This is a genomic window from Bhargavaea sp. CC-171006 (assembly GCF_009761675.1).
GTDB lineage: Bacteria > Bacillota > Bacilli > Bacillales_A > Planococcaceae > Bhargavaea > Bhargavaea changchunensis.
On sequence record NZ_QUZH01000023.1, the window covers coordinates 61232 to 76167 of the forward strand.

Sequence of the window (14936 nt, forward strand, 5' to 3'; positions counted from 1 at the left end):
ATGGAAAAGTTGGCAGTGATCGGCAGCGGTACAATGGGACACTCCATTGCGCTCAATGCGGCATGGCGTGATATGGACGTCAAAATGTATGCAACTAATGAAGAAGACATCAGGAGGGCTGAGCAGGGTATTATCCAAAAGCTGCGCACCATGACTGATAATGGCCTGTTCAGCAGCGAGGAAGCCAAATCAATCCGGAAGAGAATCATCATCTCGGATAAACTGCAGGAAGTGGTGGACGGAGCGACATTCGTCATCGAAGCCATTCCGGAAAACCTGGAGCTGAAGCAACAGTTCTACAGCCGTCTGGAAGCGCTGATCGGGCCCGATACGGTCCTTGCCAGCAACACTTCCGGCCTTCAGCCATCTGATCTGGCTTCCGCCCTCAGTCATCCGGAACGGTTTATCGTTACTCACTTCTGGAATCCGGCCCACCTGATTCCCCTGGTGGAAGTGGTTGGCGGCAAACATACATCCGACAGCACAAGAGACCGTGCCATGGACCTGCTCAATGCGATGCAGAAAAAGCCGATCGTCGTGAAGCAGGAGATACAGGGGTTCATCGGGAACCGTCTACAATATGCACTGTTCAGGGAAGCTCAGGCATTGCTCGATGCTGGTGTGGCCGACAAAGAAGACATTGATGCTGCCGTGACATACAGCATAGGCAGACGTCTTCCTGTGACGGGTCCGCTTATGTCGGCTGATTTCGGCGGACTGGATGTATTTAAGTCCATCTCAGATTATTTGTTCAGGGATTTAAGCACGCTTCAGGCTTCGGGCGAAACACTGGACTCATTGGTCGGTTCCGGAAAGCTCGGAGTGAAGTCCGGCGAAGGGTTCTACGATTGGGGCGGCAACCACAGCGAAAAAGTCAGCGCAGAGCGGGAAAATATGCTGATCCGCTTCCTGAAGGATGATGAAAGGAAAGGATGAGTAGAGTGAATAATCATTTTGGGGATTTAGAAGGGAAGTCGGTCCTCGTCACTGGTGGCAGCAAAGGAATCGGCAAATCGATCGCATTGGCTTTTGCTGATCTGGGGGCAAACGTCACCATTGTCGGCCGGAACCCTGATGCCCTTGAGTCGACGCGGCAGGAACTGTTGGTCAGCAGTGCCGGCAGCAGTGCCATCAAGGCGGACCTCTCGGACATTAATGAGACCCGGCGTGTGGCAGATATGACATACGAACGGTACGGTTCGATTGATGTTCTCGTCAACAACGCCGGCATCAACATCGCGAAGCCGGCCTTTGAAGTGACAGAAAATGACTGGGACACGGTACTGGACATAAACCTGAAAAGCGCTTTCTTCATGTGCCAGGCTGCCGGCAGACATATGCAGCGGCAGGGCGGCGGAAAAATCATCAATATCGCTTCCCAGATGGCGTTTGTCGGCTATTACAACCGGGCTGCCTACTGCTCGAGCAAAGGAGGGCTTGTCCAGCTGACAAAAGCCCTCGCGGTCGAATGGGCTCCTCATAAAGTTAATGTCAATGCGGTGGCCCCGACATTCGTCGAAACAGAGATGACGAGCGGTATGATGGAAGATCCCGCATTTATGGAAGAAATCCGCAGCCGAATTCTTTTCGGCCATCCGTCCAAACCGGAAGACGTCAACGGAGCGGTGCTGTTCCTTGCTTCGGCCATGTCCTCATTCGTGACAGGAGACACGATTAAAGTCGATGGAGGATGGACAGCCATCTGACCGGACAAAAGATTCATGTAGAGGTACACTTTTTGTGAGAAGGGGTGTTGCTCATGCAAGAATCCATTAATGGAAGTGAATTTCATTTTATTCTCCGGCAAGCCCGGAATGTCTTGAACGGCCATATGAATGCGAATGATGAGGATGTCCTTGCCGCTGTCAGCCAGATGGCCATCGAGCGCGCCGAACATTCTGCGTCAGATCTGCCTGATGAATTGGCGGATTTAATCCGGAGTATCGGAACCATCAGAGAACGCGAAGACTATGACCGGTTCAGGGAACAGTTGCTTGCGTTTGTCAGGCCGATGGCGGAAGTGGCGGACAGGGATGTGAAAAAGCTGTTTCCGAAAGTCAAGAACTTGCGTATGCCGAAGTTTGCAGAAGCTGTGCGCAAAGAACTCACTTTCCTCGGCTGGAATGATCCAGGCACCAACCGGAAGTATATCGTGTTTGAAAATAGACGGGGATTCACAGGCCTCTACGGACAATTCCGCCCTTCCGGCAAAAAAGGGGTCTGCTCGATCTGCAACGGGATTAACGAGACCGGGCTGTTTCTTACCGAGACCCGCCATTCCGGAGGCGAGACGTACACAAAACGGGGCAATTACATCTGCACCGACAGCATGGCCTGCAACAGGCGGCTGGACGACCGGGAACGGTTTGATGAATTTATCAGGACAGTAACAAAATCTTAAGGGGGATACAGACAATGGAAGATAAAGTATTACTGATCACTGGAGCTGCAAGGGGGATCGGATTCGAGATTGCTAAAGGATTCTCCGAAACAGGGGCGAAAGTGGTCTTGTCGGATATGAACGAGGAAGGCGTCAAACAGGCGGCTGCATCTCTCGGGGAAGGAGCCGAAGGGATTGCATGCGATGTCACTAAAGAGGAAGATGTCATCCGTGCCATCGAATTTACAGTTGAACGCTTCGGCAAAATCGATATTCTGATCAACAACGCCGGAATGCAGCATGTTGCGGATCTGGAAGAATTCCCGACCGAAAAATACCGTCAGCTTATTGATATTATGCTGGTCGGACCATTCATGGCGACCAAACACGTGCTGCCTTATATGAAAAAACAGGGCTGGGGCCGCATCATCAATATGGCTTCCATTAATGGTCTGATCGGCTTCGCCGGCAAGGCTGCCTATAATTCAGCCAAGCATGGCGTCATCGGCCTGACCAAAGTTGCAGCGCTCGAAACGGCTCAGGACGGAATCACCGTCAATGCAATCTGCCCGGGATACATCGATACCGAACTTGTCCGAAACCAAATGGGCGACCTTGCGAAAACAAGAGGTGTTTCGGTAGAAGAAGTGCTGGGAGAAGTGCTTTATCCCCTTATTCCGCAGAAACGCCTGATTGAAATCGGTGAAATAGTGTCGCTCTCAAAATACATCGCAAGTGATGATGCCAAAGGAATGACCGGCCAGGCAGTTGTTTTGGACGGCGGCTATACTGCACAATAATGAAGGAAACCTCTCTGTGAGCCTGTTTCGGCCGTGGCCGTCTGGGGAATCATGAATACAGACGATCAAGCTGAGCAGACAGGAGGGATTTCATTGACCAAGCACTATCCGGACAGCCGTCCGTATCCGTACGATACGGACAAGCCACAATGGGCTACATTCTGGATCGCACTTGTGGGAATCGTAATTGTTATCCTTCTCGAAGCCATGATGTAAAAGAAAACCGGCAGGCTCCATTCGGAGGCCTGCCGGTTTTCGCGATCCGGTATTAATTTTTCCGGATCTGGAAAGTAAAGCGTTCTTCGTTCGTGAACGTCCCGTCCGAAAAGCTGCGTTCGATAAATGTAGCACGGCCGTCCCGGTCGACGAGGATGACCGTCTGGCAGCGGGTGCCGTAACCGCTCATACGGATAAAAAGCGGGGAAAGCGAACGCTCCAGATCAGGGCCGACGCCTGTGTCCGGAAGACGGTGATCAGGGAACGGTTCCGCTTCACCCAAGATTTCAAACAGAACGTCAGGATCGATCGGACAAACATCATCCGCAATCCGTGAAAGCCGCTCGACCCCCAGCTCGACCTTTGGCCATGGCGTATCCAGCATGGCGTTGCTGAGACCATGCGTACCGGGCGGAATCTCTCTGAAACTTCCCGGTGCCTGGTTCGTCTCATACAACAGACGGCCTGGCGTTCCAGCGATGACATTGAACAGATCGTATTGATTTCCATGTACAGAAAGACGTTCCAATGTCGTTTCCATCGGCAGAGAATCATCAAGAAGGTCCAAGACAATGCCGCCTCTCGACCGGGCGCCCGGAGGAGGGGGAATATCAGGCTTACGGACGTTTGTGAGGGCTGCAAAACGGCCCGATTGAGTCAGCCCGAGCCAGGTACCACCGCCGGTCAGGTCCTTACCGGCGATGAGCCCTTCGGGTTTCTCCCAAATATGGGCCGGCGCAGCCGGCCGTTCATAGAACTCATCCCGGTTGGCCGCCACAATCAGCGGGTAGACCGGGTGCTCGCCGTGATTCAACAGCACCAGGCACATGAACATCACCCCTTTGTCAGTTTCAAGTATACCCAACTGCAAGAACGGGGGCGAGAATTGAAATTATGTCTTTTTTCGTGTGCCGGTCTTCATGGAAGCATGATAGAATGAGTGATAATTGTCGAATTGGAAAGGTCACATGGACATTACATATCCACCAGCGGACGGAGTGAACTAATCATGAAATGCCCGAACTGCAAACATAAATTGGATCAACACGAAGGAACCTGTCCGGAATGCGGCGAGCGGCTGACACGCGGCATGCGGAAAAAGAAAAGAACAGGGCTGATTGCCGGCTTGGTTGCAGCGTTGTTCATCCTGACGGGAGGGACATTCGCCACCCTCCAATTCTTGGGAGATGAAGAGGCGGCGGAAGAGACGGTCGCGCCGGAGGAAGAAATTCTTCCGGAAAAGGATGAGGCTGACCTGACAAAAGAAGAGGAACAGCCGGAAGAGGAAGAGGAAGCAAAAGAGGAAACCGAGAACGAGGAAACCGATAAAGAGGAATCGGAAGAACCGGTTGTCCGGGAGGGAACCGTGGAGCGCGCAATCCAGGAAGACAATGCCGTCGCCCAGGAAGCCATCATCCTTCCGGAAAAGATCGCCGGACAGGAGCGGGATGTCCAGCAGATCATCAAAGAATCGTTGCCGAAAGTGTTCACGATCCTCACCGATGAAAATATCGGCTCCGGTTTTCTCTATAAAAAGGGCGGTCTCATTGCGACAAACGCCCACGTCGTGAGCGGCTATACGGATGTCACAGTCCGGAACAGCAACGGGAAGGAATCCCAGGGCCGTGTGATCGGCATCTCGGACCGCTCCGATGTGGCGCTGATCAAGGTCGATGACTATGCCAACAGCGAACCGTTTCCGCTTGAAACCGGTGTGACGCCGATCGGGGCGGAAGTCATCGCGATCGGCAGCCCGAATGGCCTGTCAAATACGGTCACAACGGGCAAACTGACCGCGCACGATCAGAATCTTGAACTGGGTTTCATCTATGAAAATATTTATCAGATCAATGCACGGATCGAACGCGGGAACAGTGGCGGTCCGCTGATTGACGCCAAGACAGGGAAAGTCGTCGGCATCAACTCCCTTGTCATGCAGGACAACAGCCTGGTGGGCTTTGCCATTCCGCTCTACAGCATGACCGGCCTGCTTGACCAGTGGGCAGCAAACCCGATGACTCCAGAACAGGTCGCAGGCATTTTTGGTGCGTATGATGAATTTGAGGGCGGAGCCGCATCGCCGGAAGACGACCAATTTGAAGGCGGCTGGGAAGGCGATTCATTTAATGAGATTGCCCTTGAAAACTTCATTCTGAGTTTTGGCCACTTCCAGACACTCATGAAGGATGCAGGAGATTTCTTCTGGGTAGAGGATCTTGTCCAGCCGGAAAGCCCTGCCTATGATAAACTGTCACAAGAGGCGAAACAGCTGGCCGACAGCGGCATCAAGTATGAATTAACCGGCCAGGACGTCACATCGTCAGAGATTTTTGATGAATATGCAATTGTGCATTCAACCGAAACAGAAAAGACGACCGCAGCTGACGGTACGGTCACTGAGAACGAAGTGAAGCGGGACTATAAGGTCATCATCGACAGCAATGGCTTCTTCCAGGTGTCCGACGTCACCGTCGCCGAATGATGCAATAGGGGGTATCTTAATGGAAAAGTTGGAATCGATTGATCAGTTTAATGAACTGAAGCAGGAAGAACGCGTCGTATTTATGTTCACTGCGGGCTGGTGCCCGGACTGCCGCTTTGTCGATCCGTTCATGCCGATGATCGAGGCGGATTATCCGGAGTATACATTTGTCTCGGTAGACCGCGACGAATTCATCGATCTGTGCGGGGAACTGGATATCTACGGCATCCCGAGCTTCATCGCCTTCAGCGAAGGTGAAGAAACGGGCCGATTTGTCAGCAAAGACCGCAAGACAAAAGAGGAGATTGAATCCTTCCTGAATGGACTTGCCTCTTAAACTATCAGAAAACGCCTGCCGGCCGGCAGGCGTTTTTATTATCCGTAAGACAGGCGGGGGAATTCTCAATGAACGTTAGAGTACCTGTAAACTCAGCGAGAGAATGTGTAATTCCGTTGGGGCAATGTGCAGACTCATGAGAGAACGGGCAAACTCACTGCAGGAATGTATAAATTTAACCTGAATCCCTGCGTTTAAGCTTGATTCTCCTGCTTCCAATTGACGGCTATCCGGATTCACTTTAAAACCAAACGCCTGCCGGTTTGGCAGGCGCTTTTTGCTATCAATTTCGTCATTCGAGTGCTCAGTTTCTTCATTTGATGTCTTAACTTCGTCATTCGGTTCTTCCTGTTCCCAAGTCACTATTGTCATGCTTCTTGGAAAAACTGCTAGTCCATACTTGACCCCGCCTGAACATGCAGTGATGCAAGCCGTTCGCGGATTCGGCGTTTCCGATAAAGGATGGCACCGGCTTCCGCCAGTTCCGAAATCGTGTTCCGGTTGGTGATGGCGCCGAATACGAGTCCTGCCACCGGAATCAGTTGAAACAATTTCTTCATTCCCCACCGGTCACGGAATGATAGGACGACTTCCCGCCAGCCCTTCAGTTCCGATACGATCTCCCGACGGGCCTCTTCGCTTCCTCCATCAAGGTGATCCATCTGCTTCAGGATGGAATCTCTGCCGTGACTGTCGGACGTGACAAATTGCATTACTTTGACGATAAAAAGCCGTTCCTTTGGATCTGCGGGATCATATCCATAACACATGGCAATGTCCTGGAGGGTCTTCAACTGCAAACCGAGCAGCACAGGAATATCCAGCGACAAGGTGAAGATGCCTCCAAACCCGGTGGATGCCCCCTGGACGGTCGCGAGGTTCGTCCTGGTGCCGGCGACGCGGTCCGCGGCTTCGTCCATTGCAGAGACCGGCATCCGCCCTGCATCAGCGATGGTGCGGACCTGCTGGTTGTGGAAGTAGTTGGAGACCGCTTTTTCGGTACTCAGGTAACCGCCGCCCGTCTGGACAAACTTGCCAAGCTCGTCCAGTGCCTTGCCCACCTTGTTTTGGATGAACTCAGGGGTCACCTTGTCCAGCAAAGCGAAAGGGATCCGGCCGAGGCGGTCCCAGATTCTCATCTTTCCCTGGTCCTTCTCCCATTTTCTGATCTGTTCCAGTTCCTGTTCAAGCCATTGTCTTGATTCCATAAGCTACCTCCAGTACGGTTTGTCTGATCTGTATACGTCTCCTATACCCGAAATGTTTCATCGGAAGCGGCAAACGCAGTTGGAACGGCTTGCCAGTGCCTGCTGTTCAGATACAATAGAAGAGGAATCCAAACAGAAATCAGGTGTCAGTCAATGAATCATGTAATCATCATCGGCGGCGGAATCCTCGGAGCTTCTGCCGCCTATCATCTTTCGAAATCAGGACATGCCGTGACGGTTATTGACCGGGAAGAACCCGGACAGGCGACGGGAGCAGCTGCGGGTATCATTTGTCCGTGGCTTTCACAGCGCCGGAACAAGGCATGGTATGCGCTAGCCAAAGGGGGAGCCGCCTTCTATCCGGATCTCATCCGCTCCCTTGAACAGGACGGTGAGACGGAAACCGGTTACCGTCGTGTCGGCGCACTGAGTGTACATACGGATCCCGCGGTGCTCGATCTTGCGGAAGAAAGGGCCATTACCCGGAGAGCGGAGGCTCCTGAAATCGGGGGGATCCGAAGACTCGGCGAAGAAGAAACAAGGGAACTAATCCCGATGCTTGGCGATGAATTTGCTTCGGTATGGGTCAGCGGGGCGGCCAGGGTCAATGGCGGACAGCTTCGTGACGCGATGCTTTCCGCTGCCCAAAAACACGGTGCAGCATTTGTCCGCGGTTCCGCAATCGTTTCCGTGGAAGACGGTCAAGTAAACGGAGCGGTTGTTGACGGAAAACTGATCCCGGCGGATACCGTGATGGTGACAGGGGGTGCCTGGGCTGCGGAGGCAGTTGCGCCGCTTGGCCTCAAGCTTGAAGTCCACGCTCAGAAAGCCCAGATCCTCCATCTTCGGCTTGAGGGAGAGCCGACGGGAGATTGGCCGGTCATCATGCCGCCGCGCCGCCACTATATCGTGCCGACCGATGGCGGAAAGGTCATCGTCGGAACCACCCATGAGGATGAACACGAATTCGAGATGACTCCGACTGCAGGGGCCATCCATGAAATGCTCGACAAGGCGTTTGTCACGGCTCCGGCACTGAAGGAAGCGGTATTCGAGGAAGTGAACGTGGGTTACCGGCCGTTTACGGCGGATAATCTGCCAGTAGCAGGACTGCTCGGCGGCATCGGCGGACTGTATTTCGCGAACGGGCTGGGCTCCTCCGGTCTGACCGTCGGGCCTTATCTTGGTGTTCAGCTCGCCAAAATGGCTATAGGTGAACCGCTGGACATCGATCCTTCACTTTACAGTCCTGATAAGGCGATCGCTGCGGAATAGGGGGTGACACTATGGCGGCTACAGCTGCTACATTGAAACGGGCGCCGGATCCCGTTTATCCGGTCATGTTCGCCATCGGCGGATGCCATCTTCTGAACGACGCCATATCGGCAGTTGTTCCGGCGATGTATCCGATTCTGCAGGCGGAAAACGGCTACAGCTATTTTCAGCTTGGCTTGATCACGTTCGTGCTTCAGATGCTATCTTCGGTCATGCAGCCGGTCGTCGGAATCATCAGTGACAAAAAACCCCGTCCGTGGATGTTGCCGGCTGCCATGGCACTTGCGTTCATCGGAATTGTGCTGCTTGCATTTTCTCCTGAGTACTGGATGCTCCTTGTCGCGGCGATGTTCCTCGGACTCGGATCTGCAATCTTCCATCCGGAGGGATCCCGGGTGGCCTTCCTGGCCGGCGGGGCAAAGCGCGGGATGTCGCAGTCGATCTTCCAGGTCGGCGGGAACAGCGGACAGGCCCTTGCTCCGGTGATCACGGCACTGATCCTGATTCCGCTCGGACAGACGGGTGCCGCATGGTTCCTGCTCCTTGCCGCTGCAGGGATCGTCATCCTGTCCCGCGTCGCTCGCTGGACAAGTAATCGCCTCAAGGAAGAGGATGCGGCAGCCAAGGGCAGGAAGCGCCAGATTGCCGGCATTTCAGGACTGACTCCGGGGAAGGTGAAAGCGGGAATCGCACTTCTCCTGATTGTCATTTTTGTGCGGTCTTTTTATGTAGTGAATATGCAGGGGTACTATGTTTTTCATCTGACCGGTGAATACGGACTGACTGTCCGTCAGGCGCAGTACTTTATCTTCATGTTCCTTGCGCTCGGCGCGGCCGGAACATTTTTCGGCGGACCGTTCGCTGACCGGTATGGAAGAAAGCGGGTCATTGCGGCTTCTGCCCTCATTCCGATCCCGCTTGCCGTCGCTTTGCCTCATCTGCCGATCTGGCTGGTTGCGCCGGTACTCGGCATCATCGGTTTTGTCCTGATGTCAAGTTTTTCCGTCTCCGTCGTCTATGCACAGGAACTTGTTCCGGGGAAAATCGGGACAATGGCCGGCCTGACTGTCGGGTTTGCCTTTGGCATGGGAGCAATTGCCTCCGTCGCAATTGGTGCGTTCATGGACCTGGCGGGTGTCTATGCGACGATGGTCGTCATTAGCCTCCTGCCGATTCTCGGTATTGTCTCCCTTTACTTGCCGGATGAACGCCAATCTGTACCTTCATGATCAGAAAGGTGATAAACGTTCGGATGCTGGTGTGCTGCAGTATGGCAGAGCACCGAAAACGCTTCCTGTTTTCGGTGAATTCCGTATATTGACGTCTTGCTTGAAAACTTCTGTTGCCGTGATATACTAAGCCCAATCAATATCAGACGCTCATATAATCGCAGGGATATGGCCTGCAAGTTTCTACCGGCCCGCCGTAAACGGGCCGACTATGAGAGGCAATGGGAATCAGAGATGGGGGACAGCCCCCGTCTTGTTTCTTTTCCACCGGAATCTATTCAGCCGGCGGCCATGCCCCTCTTCTTGGGGCATCGGACGCCGGCTTTTTGGTTTCCTGCCAGTTGAGCGCCGTGGTAAACAAACGGGAGGAATCATATTGAAACAGCTTCAAGAAAAGATTGCTTCGGAAGGCCGTGTGCTTTCTGAAGATGTGCTGAAGGTGGACTCGTTCCTGAACCACCAAATCGATCCCAAGCTCATGCAGGCGATCGGGGAAGAATTCTCCCGCCGGTTTGAACATGACGGAATCACCAAAATCCTGACCATCGAATCATCCGGCATTGCACCCGCAGTGATGGCGGGACTGATCATGGGGGTTCCGGTCGTCTTCGCCCGTAAACGGGCATCGCTTACGCTCACGGAAGGGCTGATCAGTGCAGATGTCAAATCGTTCACCAAACAGACTGTGAATACGATCTCGGTCTCCGGTGATTATGTGACATCCGATGATACGCTTCTCATCATTGATGACTTTCTTGCTAACGGTCAGGCGGCACTTGGTCTTCTGGATATCGCGGGCCGTGCCGGTGCATCTGTGGCAGGGGTGGGAATCGTCATTGAAAAAGGCTTCCAGCAGGGCGGCAAGTTACTTCGGGAACAGGGCGTCCGCGTTGAATCACTTGCCATCATTGACTCGCTTGCAGACGGAAAAGCCACATTCCGTGAGGAGGCTGAGACACGATGAAGCAAGGTATCCGTGAAACAACACTCGGCATCCAGCATCTTCTGGCCATGTATGCCGGTGCAGTCCTCGTGCCGCTCATAGTGGGCGGGGCAATCGGGCTCAGTGCCGAGCAGTTGACTTATCTCGTTGCAGTGGATATCTGCCTGAGCGGTGTGGCGACCCTGATGCAGCTTGCCTCCAACCGTTTCTTTGGTATCGGGTTGCCGATCGTACTCGGCTGTACGTTCACGGCTGTCGGTCCGATGATTGCCATCAGCGGGGAATATGGGCTGTCGGCGCTCTATGGCTCGATCATCCTGTCCGGCCTGTTCATCGTGCTGATCAGCCCGTTCTTCAGTATGCTGAGAAAATTCTTCCCGCCGATCGTCACCGGCACGGTCGTCACGATCATCGGGCTCACTTTGATCCCTGTTGCCATCAATAACATGGGCGGCGGACAGGGTGCGGCGGACTTTGGTTCCGCTGCAAACGTGTCGCTTGCATTTGCAACACTTCTGATTATTATTCTGATCTATAAATTCGCCACAGGCTTTATCCGGGCCATTTCGATCCTGCTTGGTCTGGTCGCCGGCACGCTTATGGCATCTGCAATGGGGATGGTCAGCTTCAACAATGTCCGGGAAGCGTCCGCGTTCCATATGCTTGAGCCGTTTTATCTCGGTACCCCGTCCATAGTCTGGCCGGCAGTGATCACGATGTGCCTCGTAAACATCGTGTCCCTCGTCGAATCTACCGGTGTTTATTACGCGCTGAGTGATATCACCGGCAAAAAGATCACCCGGAAAGACCTGTCCCGCGGTTATCGTGCCGAAGGGCTCGCGGTCATGCTCGGCGGATTCTTTAACGCCTTCCCGTACACGGCCTTCTCGCAGAACGTCGGACTTGTGCAAATGACCGGAGTCAAGACACGTCGCGTCATTGTGATTACCGGCATCATGCTGATTGCGCTCGGCTTCCTGCCGAAAGTCGCGGCGATCACCACCGTCATTCCGACTTCTGTACTTGGCGGAGCGATGCTTGCCATGTTCGGAATGGTCGCCACACAAGGCATCAAGATGCTGAGCAAGTGCATGGGCGAGTCTCAGGAAAACGCGCTGATCGTGGCATGCTCGGTCGGCCTTGGCCTTGGCGTCTCCGTTGTTCCCGATCTGTTCAGTGCACTGCCTCAGGGCGTGCAGATCCTGACCAGCAACGGAATCGTCGCAGGAAGCTTCACCGCAATTGTGCTGAACATTGTCTTCAATATGCTACCCACCAAAGCTTCTGCACCGGCAGCACAGGACGCTGCGGCCGTCACAAAGCAGAGTGCACAAGAAGCTTCCTAATAAAAAGAAACCATACTGTGATACTGGCAGTGCGGTTTCTTTTTGGTTTCCCTTTTCTATTAAACTCTTTATTTATTGTGCTATATCATCAGTCAGCTAAAGGAATTCAGAACTTCCGTACGGAGCGGGACTGCTAAAATAGATGGGATGCAACAAGGAGGGAACCGGTTTGAAGCGTTTCAGGCAAGCTGTATTTAATGATTATCTGCTAATCATCTTCGGGTCGGCACTGGTCGGTTTGAGCTTTAATCTGTTTCTCCTGCCCGCCAGACTGGCTGCCGGCGGAGTGTCGGGGATCAGCACCATCACATATGAGCTGTACGGATTCAATCCTGCAATTGTTCAGTGGCTGATCAACATTCCGCTGTTTATCCTGGCGGTGATCCTGGCCGGGCGAGACTTCAGTATGAAGTCTCTGGTCGGCACGCTATTTGTCCCGCTGACCATATGGATGACAGGCGGGCTTAAAATAGGGGTGGAAGACCCGTTTCTGGCATCGATCTACGGCGGGATTCTCCTCGGGGTCGGGCTTGGTATTGTATACCGGGGCAACGGCTCGACAGGGGGTACCGCGCTGATTGCGCAGATTCTGAAGAAGTTTACCGGGCTTTCCAGCGGGTTCGCCCAACTGATCGTCGATGGCGCAGTTGTTCTGACCTCGGCATTTGTATTTGACTTTGAACTGGCACTGTTTGCTCTCATAGCCATCTATGTGACAAGTAAAGTCATCGACTTCGTCCAGCTTCGGACCTCTCCACAGAAACTGATTCTGATCATCACCGAGAGGGAAGAGGAGGTCAGGACGATCATCCGGGATGAAATCGATCGGGGGCTCACAAAATTGCGGGTCACAGGTGGTCACTCCAACAAGGAACGGACAATGATTCTCTGTGTGGCTGAACAGGCAGAAGCAGTGTATCTGAAAAAGATGCTGAATGAAAAAGAACCCTCGTCTTTTGTCATTTTTGTGAACGCTTCCGAGATTCTGGGGCATGGATTTTCAAAGGAACGGATTTACGAATAAAACCGGCGAAACGGCTTTCTGAAAGGGAACCGGAATGCCGGTTTTTCCTGTTTATAGGACTCGGACGAAGGGAATGTTGAAGTTGTCATACTTTCCGATGGTTTGCGCAATTGCGGAAATGAATTAGTAGGACATTAAGCATTTACAATGGTATGGCCTATTTGATAACTTAATTAACGACAATGTCTGAAGTCAGACAACATTAATCGATCCGCCTTCCACCCGCGATGGCCGGATTTGAAATGATAGGGGATTAGTCATGAATATTTTGTGGGGCCTGATGGGTATGGCCGTCGTGCTTGGAATCGCTTTTCTGCTGTCGACAGGGAAAAAGTCGATCAACCCGCGTACAATCTTAGGCGGACTGGCACTTCAGCTACTGTTTGCTTTTATCGTCCTTAAGTCGGAAATCGGCCGGAAAGTGCTGTTGAAAGTGACCGAAGCCGTCAACAATGTGATCGGATATGCCGGCGAAGGGATCTCGTTCCTGTTCGGGCCGCTCGCTGACGGCAACGGAGAGTTCGGCGTCATCTTCGCCTTCCAGGTACTGACCATCATCATCTTCTTCTCGGCTCTGATTTCAGTTCTTTACTACCTTGGCATCATGCAGTGGATCATCAAACTGCTCGGGGGCGGACTTTCGAAGCTGCTTGGGACGAGCAAGACTGAGTCCACCTCGGCTGCGGCGAATATCTTCGTGGGGCAGACGGAAGCGCCGCTCGTGGTCCGGCCTTTCCTTAAGAACATGACCAACTCGGAACTCTTCGCGGTCATGACCGGGGGCCTTGCTTCCGTAGCCGGTTCCACACTTGCAGGATACGCGCTTCTCGGTGTTCCGCTTGAGTATCTGATCGCTGCAAGCTTTATGGCTGCTCCTGCAGGTCTGATCATGGCGAAGATCATCATGCCTGAAAAAGAAAAGCCGAAAGATGATGCATTCGTCATGGAAAAAGACACCGGCGCGACCAACGTCATCGATGCCGCGGCAAAAGGGGCGGGGGACGGAATGGCTCTTGCGCTGAACGTCGGTGCGATGCTTCTCGCATTCATCGCGCTCATCGCCCTGCTGAACGGTCTTCTTGGCGGAATCGGATCTTGGTTCGGAGCCGAAGGCCTGACGATCCAAAGCATTCTCGGCTATGTATTCTCGCCACTGGCGTTCGCCATCGGTGTTCCTTGGCAAGAGGCTGTACAGGCGGGAAGCTTTATCGGACAAAAGCTTGTGCTTAATGAGTTCGTGGCATATGCTTCGTTTGCACCGCAAATCGCGGAGCTTTCCGATAAGACGGTCATGGTTGTCAGCTTCGCTCTCTGTGGCTTTGCCAACCTGAGCTCGCTGGCCATCCTGCTCGGCGGCCTCGGCGGCATGGCGCCTGAGCGCCGCCCGGACATCGCCCGCATGGGTATGCGTGCAGTAGCGGCGGGTATGCTTGCTTCACTGCTCAGCGCATCGATCGCCGGCATGTTCATGTAATCGTATATAGGAATTGGAAAAGGGATGCGTCCGCAGTAGCGGAGCATCCCTTTTTTAAATAGGCAATGTTCAGTTGAAGCCAATCGTTTCCGTTTTTCTCCCCCGTTTTGCTCTGGGGGTTCTTTGCCGCGGTATGAATCCACTCACATGCTAACCCAAGCAACGCAATCCCTACCTGCTATTGCGTCCTTGCGGCCCTATAGCCGCGCCAGCGTGAATGAG

16 protein-coding genes and 1 riboswitch are annotated in these 14936 nt (G+C 53.4%); of the genes, 13 read left to right on the forward strand and 3 right to left on the reverse strand.

Annotation, left to right across the window (positions count from 1 at the left end):
• The 5 genes from DZC51_RS09990 to DZC51_RS16345 all read left to right on the forward strand — a co-directional run bounded on the left by DZC51_RS09990 (position 1) and on the right by DZC51_RS16345 (position 3396).
• Positions 1-936, forward strand: coding sequence for a 3-hydroxyacyl-CoA dehydrogenase family protein (locus DZC51_RS09990; protein ID WP_157295341.1), 936 nt, complete (start codon positions 1-3; stop codon positions 934-936).
• On the forward strand, positions 933-1706 hold the full coding sequence (locus DZC51_RS09995; protein ID WP_157295342.1) for an SDR family NAD(P)-dependent oxidoreductase: 774 nt from the start codon (positions 933-935) through the stop codon (positions 1704-1706). Before DZC51_RS09990 ends, DZC51_RS09995 begins: the two co-directional genes overlap by 4 nt.
• 53 nt (positions 1707-1759) lie before the next feature.
• Complete coding sequence (locus tag DZC51_RS10000; RefSeq protein ID WP_157295343.1) at positions 1760-2401, forward strand: FusB/FusC family EF-G-binding protein; 642 nt, start codon at positions 1760-1762, stop codon at positions 2399-2401.
• 14 nt (positions 2402-2415) lie between these two features.
• Positions 2416-3180 (forward strand): 3-hydroxybutyrate dehydrogenase, encoded by a 765-nt coding sequence (locus DZC51_RS10005; protein ID WP_157295344.1) that lies wholly within the window; start codon positions 2416-2418, stop codon positions 3178-3180.
• A gap of 93 nt (positions 3181-3273) precedes the next feature.
• Positions 3274-3396: a hypothetical protein gene (locus DZC51_RS16345; RefSeq protein ID WP_255448120.1), complete on the forward strand. Its 123-nt coding sequence runs from the start codon at positions 3274-3276 to the stop codon at positions 3394-3396.
• 52 nt (positions 3397-3448) lie between these two features.
• Here the strand turns inward: DZC51_RS16345 and DZC51_RS10010 are convergent, their stop codons facing one another.
• Complete coding sequence (locus DZC51_RS10010) at positions 3449-4225, reverse strand: NRDE family protein (protein ID WP_157295346.1); 777 nt, start codon at positions 4223-4225, stop codon at positions 3449-3451.
• Positions 4226-4405: 180 nt separating this feature from the next.
• Between DZC51_RS10010 and DZC51_RS10015 the strand changes: the two genes are divergently transcribed.
• On the forward strand, positions 4406-5878 hold the full coding sequence (locus DZC51_RS10015) for a S1C family serine protease (protein ID WP_157295348.1): 1473 nt from the start codon (positions 4406-4408) through the stop codon (positions 5876-5878).
• Between the two features lie 19 nt (positions 5879-5897).
• On the forward strand, positions 5898-6215 hold the full coding sequence (locus DZC51_RS10020; protein ID WP_157295350.1) for a thioredoxin family protein: 318 nt from the start codon (positions 5898-5900) through the stop codon (positions 6213-6215).
• Positions 6216-6290: 75 nt separating this feature from the next.
• Here the strand turns inward: DZC51_RS10020 and DZC51_RS10025 are convergent, their stop codons facing one another.
• Positions 6291-6578: a hypothetical protein gene (locus tag DZC51_RS10025; RefSeq protein WP_157295352.1), complete on the reverse strand. Its 288-nt coding sequence runs from the start codon at positions 6576-6578 to the stop codon at positions 6291-6293.
• 26 nt (positions 6579-6604) lie between these two features.
• On the reverse strand, positions 6605-7423 hold the full coding sequence (locus tag DZC51_RS10030; RefSeq protein ID WP_157295354.1) for an EcsC family protein: 819 nt from the start codon (positions 7421-7423) through the stop codon (positions 6605-6607).
• A gap of 153 nt (positions 7424-7576) precedes the next feature.
• Between DZC51_RS10030 and DZC51_RS10035 the strand changes: the two genes are divergently transcribed.
• The 6 genes from DZC51_RS10035 to DZC51_RS10060 all read left to right on the forward strand — a co-directional run bounded on the left by DZC51_RS10035 (position 7577) and on the right by DZC51_RS10060 (position 14714).
• Entirely contained in the window at positions 7577-8698 is a 1122-nt protein-coding gene (locus DZC51_RS10035) for an NAD(P)/FAD-dependent oxidoreductase (protein WP_157295356.1), read from the forward strand.
• A gap of 11 nt (positions 8699-8709) precedes the next feature.
• Entirely contained in the window at positions 8710-9927 is a 1218-nt protein-coding gene (locus DZC51_RS10040) for an MFS transporter (RefSeq protein ID WP_157295358.1), read from the forward strand.
• Between the two features lie 130 nt (positions 9928-10057).
• Positions 10058-10159: riboswitch (purine riboswitch) on the forward strand.
• Between the two features lie 144 nt (positions 10160-10303).
• Complete coding sequence (locus DZC51_RS10045) at positions 10304-10891, forward strand: xanthine phosphoribosyltransferase (protein ID WP_157295360.1); 588 nt, start codon at positions 10304-10306, stop codon at positions 10889-10891.
• Positions 10888-12216: a nucleobase:cation symporter-2 family protein gene (locus DZC51_RS10050; protein ID WP_157295362.1), complete on the forward strand. Its 1329-nt coding sequence runs from the start codon at positions 10888-10890 to the stop codon at positions 12214-12216. Before DZC51_RS10045 ends, DZC51_RS10050 begins: the two co-directional genes overlap by 4 nt.
• A gap of 169 nt (positions 12217-12385) precedes the next feature.
• A complete protein-coding gene (locus tag DZC51_RS10055) occupies positions 12386-13240 on the forward strand; it encodes a YitT family protein (RefSeq protein WP_232524115.1) in 855 nt (284 codons plus the stop codon).
• A 259-nt stretch (positions 13241-13499) separates the two neighbouring features.
• Positions 13500-14714 carry a NupC/NupG family nucleoside CNT transporter gene (locus DZC51_RS10060; protein ID WP_157295366.1) on the forward strand — a complete coding sequence of 405 codons (1215 nt, stop codon included), beginning with the start codon at positions 13500-13502 and terminating at the stop codon, positions 14712-14714.
• Positions 14715-14936 lie beyond the last annotated feature (222 nt).

Coding starts and splice junctions, on each gene's coding strand:
- DZC51_RS09990 (WP_157295341.1), top strand. CDS start 1: ATGGAAAAGTTGGCAGTGATCGGCAGCGGTACAATGGGACACTCCATT.
- DZC51_RS09995 (WP_157295342.1), top strand. CDS start 933: ATGAGTAGAGTGAATAATCATTTTGGGGATTTAGAAGGGAAGTCGGTC.
- DZC51_RS10000 (WP_157295343.1), top strand. CDS start 1,760: ATGCAAGAATCCATTAATGGAAGTGAATTTCATTTTATTCTCCGGCAA.
- DZC51_RS10005 (WP_157295344.1), top strand. CDS start 2,416: ATGGAAGATAAAGTATTACTGATCACTGGAGCTGCAAGGGGGATCGGA.
- DZC51_RS10010 (WP_157295346.1), bottom strand. CDS start 4,225: ATGTGCCTGGTGCTGTTGAATCACGGCGAGCACCCGGTCTACCCGCTG.
- DZC51_RS10015 (WP_157295348.1), top strand. CDS start 4,406: ATGAAATGCCCGAACTGCAAACATAAATTGGATCAACACGAAGGAACC.
- DZC51_RS10020 (WP_157295350.1), top strand. CDS start 5,898: ATGGAAAAGTTGGAATCGATTGATCAGTTTAATGAACTGAAGCAGGAA.
- DZC51_RS10030 (WP_157295354.1), bottom strand. CDS start 7,423: ATGGAATCAAGACAATGGCTTGAACAGGAACTGGAACAGATCAGAAAA.
- DZC51_RS10035 (WP_157295356.1), top strand. CDS start 7,577: ATGAATCATGTAATCATCATCGGCGGCGGAATCCTCGGAGCTTCTGCC.
- DZC51_RS10040 (WP_157295358.1), top strand. CDS start 8,710: ATGGCGGCTACAGCTGCTACATTGAAACGGGCGCCGGATCCCGTTTAT.
- DZC51_RS10050 (WP_157295362.1), top strand. CDS start 10,888: ATGAAGCAAGGTATCCGTGAAACAACACTCGGCATCCAGCATCTTCTG.
- DZC51_RS10060 (WP_157295366.1), top strand. CDS start 13,500: ATGAATATTTTGTGGGGCCTGATGGGTATGGCCGTCGTGCTTGGAATC.